Below are 18,260 nucleotides of genomic sequence, written 5' to 3' on the forward strand. Positions count from 1 at the left end.
AAATTCGGTCAGAATACACAAGAGCATTTATAGTATTTGCGAGAGCCCGCACCTGATCACTGCACCACAACGCCGTTGCTGCAACGCATTCTGGAGGATGAGATGGGATTGAAAAAACTGATTCTTGCGCTGTCTGCCCTCGTCGCATGCCTGACGCCGGCACGCGCCGAAGATCCGCCCTCGGCCAAGGTTCTGTTTGCCTCGGTCTCAACCCCATCCGCCGGTCCCGCCCGCGCGATTGGCTTTTATGCCGATGGCTGCCTTTCCGGGGCGCAAGCCCTGCCGATCGACGGTGAGACCTGGCAGGCAATGCGGCTGTCGCGCAACCGCCGTTTCGGCACCCCGCAACTCATTGATACGATCGAGAAACTGTCCCGCGACGCTGCGCAATATGACGGCTGGCCCGGCCTTCTGGTCGGCGACATGTCCGAACCGCGCGGAGGGCCGATGATTTCAGGCCACGCCTCCCATCAGATCGGCCTTGATGTCGATATCTGGCTGACGCCGATGCCGGATCACCGGCTTTCACTGCGCGAACGCGAGGACCTGTCGGCACAATCCGTGCTGAAGAATGACGGCACGCTGTTCATCGACCCGAAAAAATTCACCCCCGCCGGCGAAAAACTCGTCATGCGTGCTGCAAGCTACCCGGAAGTGCAGCGGATTTTCGTTCATCCCGGCATCAAGAAAGACCTTTGCGACAACTGGAAGGGAGACCGCTCCAATCTTGCCAAAGTGCGCCCCTATTGGGGCCATGACGATCATATCCACATCCGCCTGTTCTGCCCGAAAGGACAGAAGGACTGCAAAGCCCAGAACGCTGTCGACATGAAGGATGACGGTTGCGGCGAGAATCTCGCCTGGTGGTTGTCCGATGAGCCGTGGAAACCGGCAGAGCCCGTAAAACCCGTCAAGCCCGCAAAACCGTCGAAAAAGCCGAGCCGGCCGTCTTACAAGATCCTGTCCGATCTGCCCAAGGCCTGTGCCACCGTACTGAGCGCTGCCGCCCCCTCACCTTTGCCGGCCGCAGCCCTGACGCCGCCGATCCCGCTGCCGCCGCTTGCCCCCTGGCCGGAAGTCGGCCCCGTGCCAACACCCAGGCCCGCCGGTTGAAACAATCGGGCACAGCTTGTCTGTTAGCTCTTCCAAACCGGTTTGGCTTGATGTAGGTCATTGAAGCGCACTAAATCGATTGTATTACCTCAAACAGCACGGAAGGGTAGCGTTTCGGCCTTTCATGGCGCCGCAATCACCCTTGACGCCTGTTTTCACGGACGAAACGGATGACAAGGCGCAACCGCATGAGAAAGGCCCCGGCGACTTAAAAGTTTCAACCAGGGCGACCATATTGTCGTCGAACTGGTTGAAGCAGACTTCCAACACGGGCTAAATGCCGTCAGACACCGTTACAGAGCCTTCGACGAAAAGGCAGATATGGGAAACACCATGGCCAAATCCAGTGATATTGATCAGCCCCTTTCTTTTCCGATTCTGATCGGTGACATCGGTGGCACGAATGCCCGTTTTTCGCTGCTTGTCGACCCTTATGCCGAGCCGCGCGATTTTCCGATCGTCCACACCAAGGAATTCGCCACTATTGGCGAAGCCATCCAGGCCGGGGTGATGGACAAATCCTCACTGCAGCCGCGCTCGGCGATTCTTGCCGTTGCCGGTCCAATTCGCGGCGACGAGATCCCGCTCACCAATTGCGACTGGGTGGTCAAGCCGAAGGAAATGATCAGCGAACTTGGTCTTGAGGATGTGCTGATCATCAATGATTTCGAGGCTCAGGCGCTGGCAATTGCCAATATGCCGGACAAATACCGCGTTGCGATCGCCCCGCGCCCGGACAAGATGATGGCATCGCGCGTGGTGCTGGGTCCGGGAACAGGCCTCGGCGTCGCCGGACTTGTCTATGCCCAGCACAAATGGATCCCCGTTCCCGGCGAAGGCGGCCATGTCGATCTCGGCCCGCGCAGCAAGCGCGATCTCGAAATCTTCCCGCATATCAAGACCATTGAGGGCCGCGTCGCTGCCGAGCAGATCCTCTGCGGCCGTGGCATGGTCAATCTCTACAACGCCATCTGCACGGCCGACGGGATTACGCCAAGCCTTATCGAACCCTCTGACGTCAGCCATGCCGGACTTGATGGATCCAACGAGCAGGCAGTGGAAACCCTGTCGCTTTTCGCCACCTATCTCGGCCGGATCGCCGGCGACATGGCAATGATCTTCATGGCCCGCGGCGGTGTCTATCTGGCAGGCGGCATTTCGGAAAAGATCCTTCCTGCACTGCAGAAGCCCGAATTCCGCGCCGCCTTCGAAGACAAGGCACCGCATGATGCGCTGATGCAGTCGATCCCGACCTATGTCGTCACCCATCCGCTGGCAGCCCTTGCAGGCCTTGCCACCTATGCCCGCACGCCCGGCCGTTTCGGGCTGGCGCTTGAAAACCGCCGCTGGCGCGGCTGAAGCCTCCACGCCTTCGCCCGATCCGGCGGAGGTGCCAGAGTGTTGACAAAGTCATTCAGATTGCCTGCTCGGGGTCACAGAACCAGCCCTCTCCGTCGTCATCCCCGCGCTTGTCGCGGGGATCCAACTTCTTAAGTCATTGAACAAAAAACCTTTCGCCGTGCTGGCGGAGGCGTTTTTCCGGTCCGGCAACGCCTTGCCCACCCTTTCACGAAAATTCGCCCGCCCTTCCTGCCCGACTACCAGGCAAGCATGGGCGTGATGACAGACCTTCTGAAGCTGGTCATCGGCTATGAGACCGGCGATCCTGACCGGATTGCCGCCGTGATCCTCGACCTTTCCCGCCGCGATGACCTGCCGGACCATCTGGTCCTTGGCTCCGACGCGCTTGCCTTTCTGAAAGTGGCCGACGAAAAGCGCAGACAAGACGGCGAGACCTGGGAGGCCATCGGCCGATCGATCGATTTTGACGATGCCGATTTCGCTGTTCTGGATGGTTTCGGCGACATTCAAAGATGCCCCCTGCCCGGTACCGGCACTGGCACCGGCAGATCAAAACCCGCCGGTGCCGCTCTGTTCAACGCCAGCGCCTGACGCTATAGAAATGACGGGCAAACGTCACACTTGACAGACGAGACAGGACACGGTCTTTGGAAAAACATCATAAAAAACAGATGGATACGGGAAATACCGTCGGGCTGTACCCGGTTATGAAGCGCGTCTTTTCGGAAAATGCGCGCGAGCATTTCTGGGGCTACAGCTTCTCAACCCTCTGCCTGATGGCCGTTGCCGGCTGCACCGCCTTTTCCGCCTGGATCATGCAGACGGTGGTCGACGAGATCTTTGCCAATCAACGCGGCGACCTGGTCGCGCTGGTGTGTTTTTCGGTCTTTCTCGCCTTCACCATTCGCGGCTTTGCCACCTATGGCCAGTCGGTCGTGCTCAACATGATCGGCAACAACATCATCGCGCGCTACCAGCGCAAGGTGTTCGACCACCTGATGAACCTGTCGCTGACCTATTACAGCGAGGAACGCTCGGCCAAGCTGATTGCCCAGCTGAACCAGAATATCGGCGGTATCCGCGACATGATGAACCTCGTCATCACCTCGGCGGCACGCGATGCGCTGTCGGTGATCGCGCTGGTAGGCGTGATGATCGCCAAGGATCCGATGCTGACGCTGATCATCTTCGTCGCCGCCCCGCCGGTGGTGATTTCACTGCGCAGCATTTCGCGCAAGATGCGCAAGGTCTCGCGTGAAACGGTCGAGATCGGCTCGCGTACCTTTGCTGCCATGCAGGAAAGCGTGCAGGGCATTGCCGTGGTCAAGGCCTTCACCATGGAAGACCTGCTGCGTGACAAGGTCGGCAAGCTGATCGACCGCTCGGAAAACCGCAATAACCGCGCCGCCAAGCTTTCCCAGCGCACCGTGCCTTTGACGGAGACCTTTGCCGGTGGCGCCATTGCCGCCGTCATCGCCTATGCCGGCTATCGCACCATCTATCACGCCGTGCCGCCCGGTTCGTTTTTTGCCTTCATCACCGCCGTTCTGATGGCCTATGACCCGGCCAAACGCCTTGCCAAATTACAGGTGCAGCTGGAGCGCGCCGCCATCAATGCCAGCATGCTCTACGAGGTGCTCGACACGATCCCGCACCAGCCCGATGACGAAGATGCCGGGCCGCTCGTGGTCGGCAAGGCTGAAATCCGGCTGGATGATGTCGTCTTCGGTTATGGCCGCACGGAAATCCTGAAGTCAGTGAACTTCGTTGCCGAAGGCGGCAAGACCACAGCGCTGGTCGGCCCGTCAGGGGCTGGCAAGAGCACGATCATCTCGCTCATTCCCCGCTTCTACGATATCCGCTCCGGCCGGATCACCATTGACGGGACGGATCTCGATCGGGTCACCAAGCATTCCCTGCGCAGCCAGATCGCCTATGTCAGCCAGCGACCTTATCTCTTCGAAGGCTCGATTGCCGACAATATCCGCTATGGCCGTCCCGATGCCAGCGACGAAGATGTCCGTGAAGCCGCCCGACTTGCCTATGCCCATGATTTCATTCTCGCCCAGCCGCAGGGCTATGACACACCGGTCGGCGAAAGCGGCAGCACGCTTTCCGGCGGTCAGCAGCAGCGCATCTCGATCGCCCGCGCCATATTGCGCAATGCCCCGATCCTGCTTCTCGACGAGGCGACCTCGGCGCTTGACGCGGAATCAGAAGCCTTTGTCCAGAAGGCGTTGGATGAAGCGATGCGCGGGCGCACCGTCATCGTCGTTGCCCACCGGCTTTCCACCGTCATCAATGCTGACAAGATCATCGTCATGCATGAGGGCCAGGTGGTCGAGGAAGGAACGCATCGCCAGCTGATTGCGAAGCCCGGAGGCCTCTATGCCCATCTGAGCGAGCTGCAGTTCAATGCGGGTTCAAAAACGGCCCCGAAAAATGACTGAGGGACGGCCATGGCCACTGCCGGCCTTTCGCCATTGACGCAAAGCGGGTTATAGAGGCAAACAGAATGCAGTCCGGGCAGCAAGGCCCGAAACAGGGCCGGGCCGCCGCCCGGCCAACAGACCAGGAAAAGACATGACCGAAAAGGCAATGAAACTCGTCGTCGTGGGTGCCAGCGGCCGCATGGGCAAGGCGCTCATCCGCATCATCGCCGAAACCGAGGGCGCAGTCCTGCATGCCGCCGTCGAGCGCAAGGGCTCACCGATGATCGGCAGGGATGCCGGTGAAATGTCCGGGATAGAGCCGCTGGGTGTTGCCGTGAGCGACGCACCGCTTGAAGCCTTTCTGGAGGCTGATGGCGTGCTTGACTTCACCGCACCGGCCGCAACCGTTGAATTTGCCAGTCTCGCCGCCCAGGCCCGCATTGTCCATGTGATCGGCACGACCGGGCTTTCCGAGACTGATGAGACACAGATCAAGGCGGCCGCCCGCCATGCCCGTATCATCAAATCCGGAAATATGAGTCTCGGGGTCAATCTGCTCGGCGTTCTCGTGCGTCAGGCAGCCGCTGCCTTGTCTGCCAAGGGCTGGGATATCGAAGTTCTGGAAATGCATCATCGCCACAAGGTCGATGCACCGTCCGGAACGGCGCTCCTTCTCGGCGAAGAGGCAGCGAAGGGCCGGAAGGTGGATCTGCGCGATAAGGCAGTGCGAAGCCGCGACGGCCATACCGGTGCGCGGCCGGAAGGGGCGATCGGTTTTGCCTCGCTGCGCGGCGGATCGGTGGTCGGCGAGCATTCGGTGCTGCTGGCTGGCGAGGGTGAGGTTGTGACGCTGTCCCACAGCGCGCTCGACCGTAGCATTTTCGCCCGGGGCGGTGTTCAGGCCGCTCTTTGGGGCAAGGACCAGAAACCCGGTCTCTATTCCATGCTCGACGTGCTCGGGCTTTCCGATAGTTAAATGTAACACTGCTAAGTCTTGAAGGAACATTGTCATGAGCGGAACTCTGGTTCTGGTGCGCCACGGCCAAAGCGAATGGAATCTGAAAAACCTCTTCACCGGCTGGAAGGACCCGGATCTGACCGAGCTCGGCGTTCAGGAGGCAACGGCTGGCGGCAAGGCGCTTGCCGAAACCGGCATCAAATTCGACGTCGCCTACACCTCGGCGCTCACCCGCGCCCAGCACACCTGCAAGCTGGTTCTTGAACAGATCGGCCAGAGCGACCTTGAGACCATCAAGGATCAGGCCCTCAACGAACGCGATTATGGCGATCTTGCCGGCCTCAACAAGGATGATGCGCGCGAGAAATGGGGTGAGGAACAGGTCCATATCTGGCGCCGCTCCTATGACGTGCCCCCGCCCGGCGGCGAAAGCCTGAAGGATACCGGCGCCCGCGTCTGGCCCTATTACATGACCGAGATCCTGCCGCGCGTTCTCCGCGGCGAAAAGGTTCTGGTTGCCGCTCATGGCAATTCGCTGCGCGCCCTCGTCATGGTGCTGGACCGTCTGAGCCAGGAAGAGATCCTGAAGCTCAACCTCGCCACCGGCGTGCCGATGGTCTACACGCTGAACGCCGATTCCACCGTCGCCAGCAAGAAGGTTCTCGGCGACATGTCCGGCGCCCACTGAGGTCGCAGACAGCTGGAGTTTCAAAAGGGGCGGTCTTCGGGCCGCCCTCTGGCTGCTGACAAACCTCGCTCCTTTTTCTGACGTCATGCCTGTGCTTGTCACAGGCATCCAGCCGACGCGCGTCTGCGCGGCGAAAGGACTTGTCTATTCAATGTCTTATGAATCTGGATCCCCGTGACAAGCACGGGGATGACGACGGAGGGAGGTGCTGCTCCACCTCAAATATGCAATATGAATGGCTTTGTCAGCGGTCTTCGGGCCGCCCTTTTTCACTCCAGATCGGCCGCATCAATCGTCAGCCGCACCCGGTCGGCGGCGAAACGGGTCAGGGAATACTGGATCGGCCGGCCGTCAGGATCGGTATTGACCGAACGGGCGACAAGCAGGATCGCGCCGGGCGAAAGATCGAGTGCCGCACAGTCTTCGGGGCTGGCATGACGTGCCGTCACCTCCGTTTCGCGCCGCAAATAATCCTCCACGCCAAAACGCTTCAACGCCGCCGTCACGGAAAGCGTGTCGGCGAGAACATCGCCAATGCCGCCGAAACGGTTTGCCGGAAAGAAGCTGGTCGCCCGCGACAGCGCCAGACCATCGGCGCGCCGCACGGTCTCGGTGCGGATTACCTCTTCACCGTCCTCAAGATCAAGCGCGCGCGCCACCCGCCCCGGCGCCCGCTCGCGCGCCGCCTCCAGCAGACTGCCGGAAAAAACCCGTGCCTGATCGCCGAGCCCTGCGGAAAACCGGGTTCGGCGTGAAATCGGAAAAGCGAAATCGGCTTGTCTTGCGATGAAGGTTCCTCGTCCGCGTTCCGAGCGCACGACGCCCTCCTGCGCCAGCGCCGCAAGGGCTGCGCGCACCGTATGCCGGTTGACAGCAAAACGGGCGGCAAGCTCCATCTCCGGCGGCACCATGCCGGTGGAATCAAAGCTGCCAGCGGCAATCTCCTCGCGGATCAGGTCGGCGATCTGACGCCAGAGCGCAACGCCATTGCTGCGTGCAAGCGCCGAGACGCCGGCAATCTCCGCTTCGCTTCTTTCCACTGACACCGCCCCCGATCAACATTCAGACTTCATAAACCTGTCACAGCATGGTTCTATAACCATAGGCATATGTATAGTTGTCTATATTAATAGACATTTAGAGGTTTGGCAATGACATCCGCTGAAGCAGAAAAACTAAGTGCCGGCCAGAGAGCACGGAAAAGGGCCGCCGGTCTTCTGGCCCGCGCCAGCGCCGAAGAACTGGGCAGCGCCCTGAACCGCATCGCCCCCGACGAAGCCGTCAGCCCCTTGCGCGGTCCAGAAACCGGCCTTGTGATGCTGCGCGGCCGGATCGGTGGTGGCGGTGCCGCTTTCAATCTGGGCGAGGCAACCGCCAGCCGCGCCTCGGTGCGTCTCGGCGATGGCCGGGTGGGGCATGGCTATTGTCTGGGGGCCGATCGCAGCAAGGCGCAGATGATCGCCATTCTCGATGCCCTGATGCAGCGGCCGGATCTTGGCGCGCTGATCGAGACAACACTGCTCGCGCCGCTTGGCGCCCGCATCGCCGCAGAGCGCAACAGACAGGCCGAGGAAACAGCAGCAACGCGTGTTGATTTCTTCACCATGGTGCGGGGAGAAGACTGATGGACGGAAAAGCCGCAATCCTTCACGGCGGGTTTCCCGATCCCGTTTTCAACGCCCAGTCCGTGTTCCGCAACGTCATGGAAGCCATGGCCGAGCCCGGAACAATCCGGACCATCGCCGAAACGGCCGAAGCGCCTGAGCCCCTTGGCACCGCCATGAGCGCCGTTCTGCTGACGCTTCTCGACAATGACACGCCCTACTGGCTGACCCAGAGCCTGGCCGACACCGTACTCGCGAGCTGGATCTCCTTTCACACCGGCGCGACGGTCACGGATGAGAAGGCCTTCGCCGCCTTCGCCGTGATCGAAAAAGGCGCATCCGTGCCCTCTTTCGAGCTTTTCGCCACCGGCAGCCAGGATTATCCCGACCGCTCGACGACGCTGATCATCGAACTCGACGCGCTTGATGCAGGCGATCCGCTCACACTGTCAGGCCCTGGCATTGATGGCAGCCGCGATGTGATACTGTCCGGCCTGCCGCCGCATTTTCTTGCCCGCTGGGCCGGAAACCGCGCCAGCTTCCCGCGCGGCATCGACATCATCTTTACCTGCGGTAACGCCATCCTTTGCCTGCCGCGCTCCACCACAGTCATGAACACGGAGGGCTGAGCCGATGTATGTTGCCGTCAAGGGTGGCGAAGCCGCCATCGACAACGCCCACCGCCTGCTGGCAGACCGCCGGCGCGGCGACCGGTCGCTGCCCGCCATTTCGGTCGATCAGATCATCGAACAGATGGCGCTCGCCGTTGACCGGGTCATGGGCGAGGCCTCGCTCTACGACCGCGACCTTGCTGCGCTGTCGATCAAACAGGCGCGCGGAGACATGATCGAGGCCATATTCCTGTTACGCGCCTATCGCACCACACTGCCGCGTTTTGGCGCGTCATTGCCGCTCGATACCGGCAATATGCGGATCGAGCGCCGGGTCTCGGCCACCTACAAGGATCTGCCCGGCGGTCAGCTGCTTGGCCCGACTTTCGATTATACCCACCGCCTGCTCGATCCCGGCCTGCTCGAAGACGGCCCGGTCGAGGACCCGGCGCGGCGCGAAACGAACGATGCCAGGGCCATGCGGGTCTCCGACATTCTCGCCGGTGAGGGGCTGATCGAGGGTGATGGCACCCTGCCCGAGGATCACCGTCCGGGCGACATTACCCGCGAGCCGCTCGATTTCCCGCTTGAGCGCGACAGCCGGCTGCAGGCGCTGGCGCGTGGCGATGAGGGCTTTCTGCTGGCGCTCGCCTATTCAACCCAGCGCGGCTATGGCCGCAGCCACCCCTTTGCCGGCGAAATCCGCATCGGGATGGTCGAGGTTGAAATCGACGCGCCGGAGCTTGGCTTTTCCGTTTCGATCGGTGATGTCCGGCTGACCGAATGCCAGATGGTCAACCAGTTCAAGGGCTCGGCCAAGGCGCCGCCGCAATTTACCCGCGGCTATGGCCTCGTCTTTGGCCAGGCCGAGCGCAAGGCCATGGCCATGTCTCTGATCGACCGCTCGCTCCGCGCCGGAGAGCTTGGCGAAGATCGCGAACATCCCGCCCAGGATGAGGAATTCGTGATTTCCCATTGCGACAATGTTCAGGCGACCGGCTTCGTCGAACATCTGAAACTGCCGCATTATGTCGACTTCCAGGCCGAACTTGATCTGGTACGCCGCATGCGTTCCGCCTTCGACAATACCCATGGCAGTAACCGTAAGGAGGCCGCCGAATGAACGTCCATCGCGCAGGTCTTGCGACCTATAACTTCGCCTATCTCGATGAGCAGACCAAGCGGATGATCCGTCGCGCCATTCTGAAGGCGATCGCCATTCCCGGCTATCAGGTGCCCTTCGCCTCGCGCGAAATGCCGATGCCCTATGGCTGGGGCACGGGCGGCGTGCAGGTGACGGCGGCGATCATCGGCCCCGATGACTGCCTGAAGGTGATCGATCAGGGCGCCGACGACACCACCAATGCGGTGTCGATCCGCAAGTTTTTCCGCAATGTTGCCGATGTTGCCACCACCACCCACACGGCCGACGCCACCATCATCCAGACCCGGCACCGCATTCCCGAGGCGCCGCTGAAGCCCGGTCAGGTGATCGTATTTCAGGTGCCGATCCCCGAGCCGTTACGCTTTCTCGAACCGCGCGAGACCGAGACCCGCAAGATGCATGCGCTTTCCGAATACGGCCTCATGCATGTGAAACTCTACGAGGATATTGCGCTGAACGGCCATATCGCCACCACCTATGCCTATCCGGTCAAGGTCGACGGGCGTTATGTCATGGACCCCTCACCGACGCCGAAATTCGACAATCCGAAAATGCACCGCTCGAAGGCGCTGCAGCTTTTCGGCGCCGGTCGCGAAAAACGCATCTATGCCGTCCCGCCTTATACCGATGTCGTCAGTCTCGATTTCGAGGACTACCCTTTCGAGGTCCAGACATTTGAAAAACCCTGTGCGCTCTGCGGTGCGCGTGGCGTCTATCTCGATGAGGTGGTGCTCGATGACAAGGGCAGCCGAATGTTTGTCTGCTCCGACACCGACCATTGCGAAACCCGCCGCGCCGAGGGGCATACGGGCGAAGGAGATGCAGCATGACGGCTAAATCCAGCCAGCCGCTGATGAAGGTCACCGGTGTTTCGAAATTCTATGGCAAAAGGCCCGGCTGCCTTGATGTCGGTTTTGAGCTTTATCCCGGCGAAGTTCTGGCGATCGTCGGCGAGAGCGGCTCCGGCAAGACCACGCTTTTAAACTGCATTTCCACCCGACTGACACCGACCACCGGTACGGTGGAATATCGCATGCGCGACGGCCGTTTTTCCGATCTCTACCGCATGGGCGAGGCAGAACGGCGGGTGCTGATGCGCACCGATTGGGGCTTTGTTCACCAGAACCCGGCCGACGGGCTGCGCATGACCGTCTCGGCCGGCGCAAATGTCGGTGAGCGGTTGATGGCGATCGGTGATCGCCATTACGGCAAGATCCGCGAGACGGCCGCCGACTGGCTGGAGCGCGTCGAAATAGCCGCCGACCGGATCGACGACCAGCCGCGCGCCTTTTCCGGCGGCATGCGCCAGCGCCTGCAGATCGCCCGCAATCTGGTCACCGGCCCGCGCCTCGTCTTCATGGACGAGCCAACCGGCGGCCTCGATGTTTCGGTCCAGGCGCGGCTTCTCGATCTGGTGCGCGGCCTCGTCAACGATCTCGGCCTCGCCGCAATCGTCGTCACCCATGATCTTGCCGTCGCAAGGCTTCTTTCGCATCGGATGATGGTGATGAAATCCGGCCGGGTGATCGAACAGGGCCTCACCGACCGGGTGCTGGACGATCCGCGCGAGCCCTATACCCAGCTTCTCGTTTCCTCCATCCTGCAGGTGTAAGCCATGCCCGTTCCGCTGATCGTTTCCGAAGTCTCCAAAAGCTTCACCATGCATCTCCGCGGCGGGCTGAAACTGCCCGTCATCGACAATGCCTCCTTTGCCGTCGAGGCCGGCAGCTGTGCCGTGCTTGGTGGACCGTCGGGAATCGGCAAAAGCTCGATCCTGAAAATGGTCTATGGCAATTATGCCGTCGACCAGGGTCAGATCCTCATCGCCCACAAGGATGCAACAGTGGATCTCGCCAGTGCCGATCCACGCCTGATCCTCGCAGTCCGGCGTGACACGCTCGGCTATGTCAGCCAGTTCCTGCGCGCCGTTCCGCGCGTTTCGGCGATCGACGTTGTCGCCGAACCGCTTCTGGCCGCAGGCAGCGGACAGAAAAAGGCGCGCGACAAGGCAAAGGCACTGCTGTCCCGTCTCAATCTGCCGGAGGCTTTGTGGCAGTTGCCGCCAGCGACCTTTTCCGGCGGCGAACAGCAGCGCGTCAATATCGCCCGCGGCTTCATCACCAGCCATTCGATCCTGCTTCTGGATGAGCCGACGGCCTCGCTCGATGCCGAAAACCGCAAGGTGGTGATCGAGATGATTGCCGAGAAGAAAGCCGACGGTGTCGCGCTCCTCGGCATCTTTCACGATTCTGAAGTGCGCGAAGCGGTTGCCGACACGGTGATCGATGTCATGGCCTTTTCGCCTCGCAGGAGCGCCGCATGACCAGGCTTGGCATTGCCCCCGTCATTCATAAGACAGCCTCGGTGAAGGAAAGCCGGCTTGGCCGCTATTGCGAGATCGAGGCGCGCTGCCGGATCGAGGATGTGGAAATGGGCGATTATTCCTACATCATGCAGGATGGCGCCGTCTGGTGCGCCACGATCGGTAAATTCGCCAATATCGCCGCTTCCGTGCGCATCAACGCCACCAATCACCCGGTCGAACGGGCAACGCTGCATCACTTCACCTATCGCTCAAATGACTACTGGAATGATGCCGAGCCCGATCATGCCTTCTTTGCCAGACGGCGGGAAAAGCGCATTGTCATCGGCCATGATGTCTGGATCGGCCATGGCGCAACGCTGCTGCCGGGCATCAGCGTCGGCAATGGCGCGGTGATCGGCGCCGGCGCTGTCGTCTCGAAAGATGTCGAGGCCTATACGATCGTTGCCGGTGTTGCGGCAAAGCCGATCCGGCAGCGCTTTCCCAGAGAGATCGCGGCACGCATGGATGCGCTTTGCTGGTGGGACTGGGAGCATGACCGGCTGCGCGCCGCACTCTCTGATTTCCGGACGATGAGCGCGGAAGAATTCCTGAACACCTACGAGTAAATCCGTGCGAATCTCAGGTTGTTATATTTCCGATACAAAACTGACATTCGGCCTTCAAACAACACCGTTATGACAACGCTTAACAGGTCGCTCACCCCGACCTGCCGGACGCGGTGCGCCCGGCGTTTAAATCTCGTTGAAAGTTGTCGCATGAACTTCGCAATCAGGAACGTCACCCGCCGCTTTGGCGTCAAGACAGCGGTCAGCAATGTCAACATCGTCATCCCGCAGGGACAGATGGTAGGCGTGATCGGCCGTTCCGGCGCCGGAAAGTCGACGCTGTTGCGCATGATCAACCGGCTGATCGACCCATCTGAAGGCGAGATCCTGTTCGGCGATCATGATGTTTCAAAGCTCAAGGGCAAGCCGCTGCGCGACTGGCAGCGTGATTGCGCGATGATCTTCCAGCAGTTCAATCTGGTGCCGCGCCTCGACGTGCTGACCAATGTCCTGCTCGGCCGGCTGAACCACCGCTCCACCGTGCTGTCGCTGATGAACTCGTTTACCCGTGAAGAGCGGATCATGGCGATTGCCGCCCTGGAACGGCTCGGCATCGAGCAGACGGCGCTGCAGAAGGCCGGCACATTGTCCGGTGGCCAGCAGCAGCGCGTCGCCATTGCCCGGGCGCTGATGCAGGATCCGAAAATGGTGCTTGCCGATGAGCCGATCGCCTCGCTCGATCCGCTCAATGCCAAGGTGGTGATGGATGCGCTGCGCGATATCAACGAGCGCGAGGGCATCACGGTCATCACCAATCTGCACACGCTTGATACCGCCCGCGCCTATTGCGAGCGCATTATCGGCATGTCGCAGGGCCGCGTGGTCTTTGACGGCACGCCGCAGGAGCTGACGGCGGAGAAGGTACACGAAATCTACGGTTCCGACCGGAACGGCGCCGGCATCGACGAGAGCATGACCTCGACAAGCATTAACGAGGAAAAGCTCCCTGTTGCCGCAAGCGCCCGGAAATCGACCGTTGGCAACCCCTTGCTGACGGAAGCCGAGGCAGCCACGCCTTAACGGGACGCCTCAACGAGCGCCCGCGTGAAGGGCAAATACGATCCCCAAAATCCGGCAGGGACGCCGGACATCTAGGAGAGACAGTCATGTTCAAGAAAATTCTTCTGGCCACGGCAGCCCTTGCCGCGCTTTCGACCTCGGCCATGGCCGAAGACCTGAAGGTCTTCCGCATCGGCATTCTCGGCGGCGAAAATGAATCCGACCGCCTGCGCAACTTCCAGTGCCTGGTCGACGAAATGCCGGCCGCCATCGGCGTTGAAAGCATCCAGCTGTTCCCGGCTGCCGATTATGACGGCGTTATCCAGGGCCTGCTCGGCGGCACGCTTGATTATGCAGAGCTCGGCGCTTCCGGCTATGCCAAGGCTTACCTCTCCGACCCGAACGCTGTTGAGCCGATCCTCACGACGGTCCAGACCGATGGCTCCATGGGCTATCACTCGGTCATGGTCGCCCGCAAGGATAGCGGCATGACCACGCTTGCCGACATGAAGGGCAAGAAGCTCGGTTTCGCTGACCCGGATTCCACTTCCGGCTACCTGATCCCGACTGTGACGCTGCCGGAAGCCGTTGGCATGCCGGTTGATCAGTTCTTCTCCGAAACCGGTTTCGGCGGCGGCCATGAAAACCTGGTTCTCGAAGTCGTCAAGGGCACGTTCGATGCCGGCACGACCTGGGCTTCAGGCGTTGGCGATTTCGAAGATGGCTACACCTCCGGCAATCTGCGCAAGATGGTCGACAAGGGCATCCTCAACATGGACGATCTGGTTCAGCTGTGGGAAAGCCCGCTGATCCCGAACGGCCCGATCGTTGTCCGCAGCTCGCTGAATGATGACATGAAGACCAAGGTCAAGGACTTCATGGTCAACCTGCCGAAGACCGATCCGGAATGCTTCGCAGCCGTTGAAGGCGGTGACTTCACCGGTTTCGCCGACGTCAACGTCGATTTCTACCAGCCGATCATCAACGCCCGCAAGGCCACCATCGGCGGCTGATTTCAGCCTCATCCCTCAAAGCCCGTATCGCCACGGCGATACGGGCCTTCTTGTTTATCGACATTGTCCCAGGCAGATTTCATGAAGACGTCCGACAACCGGCCAAAATTGAGCGACAGCGGTGCGCTGATCGAGGAACACTGGAAGAAGCTTGCGGCCCAGAAGCGCTTCTACACCGTTCTGACGCTCGTTATCCTGTTTCTGGCGCTGGCCGGCTCCTTCTGGTTTGCCAATGCCACCAATGCCGGCAAATTCTTCGACCGTCTGCCGCATTTTCTCGATTTTACCGGCGAGCTGGTGCCACGCGATGCGCTGGAGCCCTTCCGCGCGCTGTTCGACCGCGCATCGCCCTATTATGACGGCTCGCTGCAATATGATTATCCCGATGGCCGCATCTACCTGTTCGGCACCCAGTTCTACGTGCCGGAATATTTCGAGAAGATGCTGGAAACGCTGAATATCGCCATCGTGTCCACCATTATCGGTTTCGTCTTCGCCTTCATGCTGTGCTTCTTCGCGGCAAAGAACATCACCCGCAATGTCTGGCTGCGCGGCACGGTCCGCCGTTTCATGGAAGTGCTGCGTGCCTTTCCCGAAATCGTGCTGGCCGGCTTTTTCCTCGCCATTCTGTCGATCGGCCCGATCCCGGCAATGATCGCCGTGACGATCCATACGATCGGGGCGCTCGGGAAACTGTTCTTCGAAGTGGTCGAAAATGCCGACATGAAACCGGTCGAAGGCCTGAAAGCCTCCGGTGCCAACTGGGTCGAGCAGGTCTGGTTCGGTGTCGTGCCACAGGTTCTGCCAAACTTCATGAGCTATTTCCTCCTGCGTCTGGAAATCAATGTCCGCGCCTCCACCATTATCGGCGCCGTTGGCGGCGGTGGCATCGGCGAGCAGCTCCGGCTGTCGATCAGCCGTGGCCATGCCGCCAAGACCATCGCTATCGTGCTGCTTCTCTTTTGCACCATTGTTGCCGTTGACCAGTTCTCCGCCTGGCTGAGACGCCGCCTCGTCGGCAATCAGGCCTTTGCCCCGGCCATGTGAGAGGAACTCAAACCATGAGCGTTATTGCCGTTTCCGAAATGGAAGCCGTCGCCGCAAGGCATCCCGATCTCCTCAAGGGATCAATGAAGTCACGCATTCGTGCCATTGCGATCATCGCTGGCACCCTTGCCTATCTCGCCTTCTGCTGGTGGTTTTTCTCCGTTGGCGCCGTTCTTGGCTCGGCCAACTGGGCGATCGCCGGCAATTATCTCGCCGACTGGATCTCCTATGAGGGCCGCCCGACGGTGGAAATTTCCGCCGATGGCGCCATGGAGGTCACCTATCCGCGCTTCTCGCCGCTGGGCGAACATCCAGATCCCGACTGGGTCTCCGCCACGACAGAGGCAATGACGCGCACCATCGATACCGGCGCTGCGACGCAAGCCGCCCCGGCCACAACGCCCTCCTCCTCCTTCATGTTCGTCGCGCCGCAAAATGCCGGCGAGCAGGGCAAGACGGAAACGGCGGCGCCAGCCACCAAGACGGTGACCGAAGAGGTCGTCACAAGTGCCTCGATCAGTCTTGGCGGCAGAAAGTCGGTCACGGTACTGCCGCGGCTGGTCACCCTTCAGCGTGGTTCAGAGACCATCCGCCTGGAGCTGCGCCATGATCAGGGTGTCTATCCGCTTGATTCGCTGCCATCCTGGGCCGAGCAGGACCGGCCGGGTGCCAAGGTCTATGCCTATTACGGCTTTGCCGGTTATGTTGAAATCCGCGATGACAAGGTTCTCGTCCACCGCCGTTTCCTCGGCTGGGAAAACTTCTTCTTCGACACCAATTCCGCCTTCTGGGGCATGCCCTTCAGCCAGGTGATGCATGAGATCGTATCTGCGCCGCGCATCGATCCGTCAAAGAGCAATTTCGCCCTGGCGATGAATGATTTCCTCTATAACCCTTCCTGGCAGCATCTCGATGTCTGGATCAAACTCGGCCAGACCATTGTCATGGCTTTTGTCGGCACGCTTTTCGCCGGAATTTTAGCCTTTCCGCTGTCCTTCCTCGCTGCGCGCAACATCTTCCGCAACAAGCCCGTGAACCAGATCGTCAAGCGCTTCTTCGATTTCCAGCGCTCCGTAGACATGTTCATCTGGGCGCTGTTCTTCACCCGCGCCTTTGGCCCCGGACCACTGGCCGGCATGTCGGCGATCTTCTTCACCGATACCGGCACACTCGGAAAGCTCTATTCCGAGGCGCTGGAAAACATCGATGACAAGCAGCGCGAGGGCGTCAAATCCGTCGGTGCATCTCCGATTGCCGTCCAGCGTTTCGGCGTGCTGCCGCAGGTTCTGCCGGTCTTCTGCTCGCAGGCGCTTTATTTCTGGGAAAGCAATACCCGCTCGGCCACCATCATCGGCGCGGTTGGTGCTGGCGGTATCGGCCTGAAATTGTGGGAGGCGATGCGCACCAATTCCGACTGGGAAAATGTCGCCTATATGGTGGTGCTGATCCTTATTGTGGTCTTCATCTTCGATAATATTTCAAATGCGCTCAGATCGCGTTTGATGGGCACCGCGAAGACCGACCAGCATTAGCATTCCGACGGGGGCGGGCGGTGACGTTTTCGCCCCCGCGCCTACCGGTTGCTTGTGTGAAAGGGCGAATCCCCTCACCTTGCTGCCGGTTTCATGTTTTCGAGGATTTCGTTTCTTGCGCTACGCCATCTATTTCACTCCCGAGGCGACCGATCCGCTGACCATTGCGGCCAGCAGCTGGCTCGGTCGCAGCGCCTTTTCCACAGAGCCCACGGGCTTTCCCGAAACCGTGCCGGTCAGCCCCGACCGAATGCAGGTTGTCACCGCTGCGGCTGCCCGCTACGGTTTCCACGCAACACTGAAGGCGCCCTTTACGCTGAAAGAAAGTGTCACGCCGGCTGCCCTGGAGGCTGCGTTCGACGTTTTCTGCCGCAAGCATTCCGCCTTCACCCTGCCGGAAATCACCCTTGGCGAGCTCGGCAATTTCTTCGCCCTCGTGCCGGCAGAGCGCTACCCGCATCTCCAGGCCTTCGCCGCAGGCGTGGTTGACCAGTTCGAGCCGATGCGTGCGCCACTTTCCGAAGCCGATATTGCCCGCCGCAAACCGGAGAGCCTGTCGGATACCGAGCGCGCCAATCTGCTGCGCTGGGGCTACCCTTATGTCTTTGATGAATTCCGCTTCCACATGACGCTGACCGGGCCGGTGCAGGGCACCGATGCGACCGTAATCCGCTCGGCAGCGGCTGAATATTTCGCGCCTTTTATCGGCCGCCCGCTCGCGATCAACGGGCTGGCGCTGTTTGTCGAGGAAACGCGCGGTGGACCTTTTACCGTAAGACGCTGGCAAAAGCTTGCCGGCTGAACA

19 protein-coding genes are annotated in these 18,260 nt (G+C 60.6%); 18 read left to right on the forward strand and 1 reads right to left on the reverse strand.

What is annotated here, in order from left to right; all coding sequences use genetic code 11:
- Positions 1-102 precede the first annotated feature (102 nt).
- The 6 genes from mepA (at position 103) to FJU08_RS04820 (ending at position 6,553) form a co-directional block, all read left to right on the forward strand.
- Entirely contained in the window at positions 103-1,113 is a 1,011-nt protein-coding gene (mepA, locus tag FJU08_RS04795) for a penicillin-insensitive murein endopeptidase (RefSeq protein WP_141147841.1), read from the forward strand.
- Between the two features lie 333 nt (positions 1,114-1,446).
- Positions 1,447-2,472 (forward strand): glucokinase, encoded by a 1,026-nt coding sequence (locus FJU08_RS04800; protein WP_141147842.1) that lies wholly within the window; start codon positions 1,447-1,449, stop codon positions 2,470-2,472.
- A gap of 261 nt (positions 2,473-2,733) precedes the next feature.
- Positions 2,734-3,066, forward strand: coding sequence for a Rossmann-fold NAD(P)-binding domain-containing protein (locus FJU08_RS04805; RefSeq protein WP_141147843.1), 333 nt, complete (start codon positions 2,734-2,736; stop codon positions 3,064-3,066).
- 80 nt (positions 3,067-3,146) lie between these two features.
- On the forward strand, positions 3,147-4,925 hold the full coding sequence (locus FJU08_RS04810; protein WP_141147844.1) for an ABC transporter ATP-binding protein: 1,779 nt from the start codon (positions 3,147-3,149) through the stop codon (positions 4,923-4,925).
- A gap of 133 nt (positions 4,926-5,058) precedes the next feature.
- The gene (gene dapB, locus FJU08_RS04815) at positions 5,059-5,883 is read left to right on the forward strand and encodes a 4-hydroxy-tetrahydrodipicolinate reductase (protein ID WP_141147845.1); all 825 of its coding nucleotides are present in this window, start codon (positions 5,059-5,061) and stop codon (positions 5,881-5,883) included.
- Positions 5,884-5,917: 34 nt separating this feature from the next.
- On the forward strand, positions 5,918-6,553 hold the full coding sequence (locus FJU08_RS04820; protein WP_141147846.1) for a 2,3-bisphosphoglycerate-dependent phosphoglycerate mutase: 636 nt from the start codon (positions 5,918-5,920) through the stop codon (positions 6,551-6,553).
- Between the two features lie 269 nt (positions 6,554-6,822).
- Here the strand turns inward: FJU08_RS04820 and phnF are convergent, their stop codons facing one another.
- On the reverse strand, positions 6,823-7,572 hold the full coding sequence (gene phnF / locus FJU08_RS04825) for a phosphonate metabolism transcriptional regulator PhnF (RefSeq protein ID WP_141148134.1): 750 nt from the start codon (positions 7,570-7,572) through the stop codon (positions 6,823-6,825).
- 132 nt (positions 7,573-7,704) lie between these two features.
- Here phnF and phnG point away from each other — a divergent pair, with 132 nt between their 5' ends.
- The 12 genes from phnG (at position 7,705) to FJU08_RS04885 (ending at position 18,257) form a co-directional block, all read left to right on the forward strand.
- Positions 7,705-8,178, forward strand: coding sequence for a phosphonate C-P lyase system protein PhnG (gene phnG / locus FJU08_RS04830; RefSeq protein WP_141147847.1), 474 nt, complete (start codon positions 7,705-7,707; stop codon positions 8,176-8,178).
- Positions 8,178-8,786, forward strand: coding sequence for a phosphonate C-P lyase system protein PhnH (phnH, locus tag FJU08_RS04835; protein WP_141147848.1), 609 nt, complete (start codon positions 8,178-8,180; stop codon positions 8,784-8,786). The genes phnG and phnH overlap by 1 nt, the downstream gene beginning before the upstream one ends.
- Before the next feature lie 4 nt (positions 8,787-8,790).
- Complete coding sequence (locus FJU08_RS04840; protein ID WP_141147849.1) at positions 8,791-9,891, forward strand: carbon-phosphorus lyase complex subunit; 1,101 nt, start codon at positions 8,791-8,793, stop codon at positions 9,889-9,891.
- Positions 9,888-10,763 (forward strand): alpha-D-ribose 1-methylphosphonate 5-phosphate C-P-lyase PhnJ, encoded by an 876-nt coding sequence (locus tag FJU08_RS04845; protein WP_141147850.1) that lies wholly within the window; start codon positions 9,888-9,890, stop codon positions 10,761-10,763. Before FJU08_RS04840 ends, FJU08_RS04845 begins: the two co-directional genes overlap by 4 nt.
- Positions 10,760-11,545, forward strand: coding sequence for a phosphonate C-P lyase system protein PhnK (gene phnK, locus FJU08_RS04850; RefSeq protein WP_141147851.1), 786 nt, complete (start codon positions 10,760-10,762; stop codon positions 11,543-11,545). The genes FJU08_RS04845 and phnK overlap by 4 nt, the downstream gene beginning before the upstream one ends.
- Before the next feature lie 3 nt (positions 11,546-11,548).
- Positions 11,549-12,256, forward strand: a complete 708-nt coding sequence (gene phnL, locus FJU08_RS04855) for a phosphonate C-P lyase system protein PhnL (RefSeq protein ID WP_141147852.1) — start codon at positions 11,549-11,551, stop codon at positions 12,254-12,256.
- Entirely contained in the window at positions 12,253-12,864 is a 612-nt protein-coding gene (locus FJU08_RS04860; protein WP_141147853.1) for a DapH/DapD/GlmU-related protein, read from the forward strand. The genes phnL and FJU08_RS04860 overlap by 4 nt, the downstream gene beginning before the upstream one ends.
- A 150-nt stretch (positions 12,865-13,014) precedes the next feature.
- Positions 13,015-13,884 carry a phosphonate ABC transporter ATP-binding protein gene (gene phnC, locus FJU08_RS04865; protein ID WP_141147854.1) on the forward strand — a complete coding sequence of 290 codons (870 nt, stop codon included), beginning with the start codon at positions 13,015-13,017 and terminating at the stop codon, positions 13,882-13,884.
- A gap of 86 nt (positions 13,885-13,970) precedes the next feature.
- Positions 13,971-14,876 carry a phosphonate ABC transporter substrate-binding protein gene (phnD, locus tag FJU08_RS04870; protein ID WP_141147855.1) on the forward strand — a complete coding sequence of 302 codons (906 nt, stop codon included), beginning with the start codon at positions 13,971-13,973 and terminating at the stop codon, positions 14,874-14,876.
- Between the two features lie 81 nt (positions 14,877-14,957).
- Entirely contained in the window at positions 14,958-15,923 is a 966-nt protein-coding gene (gene phnE, locus FJU08_RS04875) for a phosphonate ABC transporter, permease protein PhnE (RefSeq protein ID WP_141147856.1), read from the forward strand.
- A 14-nt stretch (positions 15,924-15,937) separates the two neighbouring features.
- Complete coding sequence (gene phnE, locus FJU08_RS04880; RefSeq protein ID WP_141147857.1) at positions 15,938-17,455, forward strand: phosphonate ABC transporter, permease protein PhnE; 1,518 nt, start codon at positions 15,938-15,940, stop codon at positions 17,453-17,455.
- A gap of 115 nt (positions 17,456-17,570) precedes the next feature.
- Positions 17,571-18,257: a DUF1045 domain-containing protein gene (locus tag FJU08_RS04885; protein ID WP_141147858.1), complete on the forward strand. Its 687-nt coding sequence runs from the start codon at positions 17,571-17,573 to the stop codon at positions 18,255-18,257.
- The last annotated feature ends 3 nt before the right edge of the window (positions 18,258-18,260 follow it).

The sequence above is a fragment of the Martelella alba genome, from assembly GCF_006516955.1.
Classification (GTDB): domain Bacteria; phylum Pseudomonadota; class Alphaproteobacteria; order Rhizobiales; family Rhizobiaceae; genus Martelella; species Martelella alba.

Coding starts and splice junctions, on each gene's coding strand:
- mepA (WP_141147841.1), top strand. CDS start 103: ATGGGATTGAAAAAACTGATTCTTGCGCTGTCTGCCCTCGTCGCATGC.
- FJU08_RS04800 (WP_141147842.1), top strand. CDS start 1,447: ATGGCCAAATCCAGTGATATTGATCAGCCCCTTTCTTTTCCGATTCTG.
- FJU08_RS04805 (WP_141147843.1), top strand. CDS start 2,734: ATGACAGACCTTCTGAAGCTGGTCATCGGCTATGAGACCGGCGATCCT.
- FJU08_RS04810 (WP_141147844.1), top strand. CDS start 3,147: ATGGATACGGGAAATACCGTCGGGCTGTACCCGGTTATGAAGCGCGTC.
- dapB (WP_141147845.1), top strand. CDS start 5,059: ATGACCGAAAAGGCAATGAAACTCGTCGTCGTGGGTGCCAGCGGCCGC.
- FJU08_RS04820 (WP_141147846.1), top strand. CDS start 5,918: ATGAGCGGAACTCTGGTTCTGGTGCGCCACGGCCAAAGCGAATGGAAT.
- phnG (WP_141147847.1), top strand. CDS start 7,705: ATGACATCCGCTGAAGCAGAAAAACTAAGTGCCGGCCAGAGAGCACGG.
- phnH (WP_141147848.1), top strand. CDS start 8,178: ATGGACGGAAAAGCCGCAATCCTTCACGGCGGGTTTCCCGATCCCGTT.
- FJU08_RS04840 (WP_141147849.1), top strand. CDS start 8,791: ATGTATGTTGCCGTCAAGGGTGGCGAAGCCGCCATCGACAACGCCCAC.
- FJU08_RS04845 (WP_141147850.1), top strand. CDS start 9,888: ATGAACGTCCATCGCGCAGGTCTTGCGACCTATAACTTCGCCTATCTC.
- phnK (WP_141147851.1), top strand. CDS start 10,760: ATGACGGCTAAATCCAGCCAGCCGCTGATGAAGGTCACCGGTGTTTCG.
- phnL (WP_141147852.1), top strand. CDS start 11,549: ATGCCCGTTCCGCTGATCGTTTCCGAAGTCTCCAAAAGCTTCACCATG.
- FJU08_RS04860 (WP_141147853.1), top strand. CDS start 12,253: ATGACCAGGCTTGGCATTGCCCCCGTCATTCATAAGACAGCCTCGGTG.
- phnC (WP_141147854.1), top strand. CDS start 13,015: ATGAACTTCGCAATCAGGAACGTCACCCGCCGCTTTGGCGTCAAGACA.
- phnD (WP_141147855.1), top strand. CDS start 13,971: ATGTTCAAGAAAATTCTTCTGGCCACGGCAGCCCTTGCCGCGCTTTCG.
- phnE (WP_141147856.1), top strand. CDS start 14,958: ATGAAGACGTCCGACAACCGGCCAAAATTGAGCGACAGCGGTGCGCTG.
- phnE (WP_141147857.1), top strand. CDS start 15,938: ATGAGCGTTATTGCCGTTTCCGAAATGGAAGCCGTCGCCGCAAGGCAT.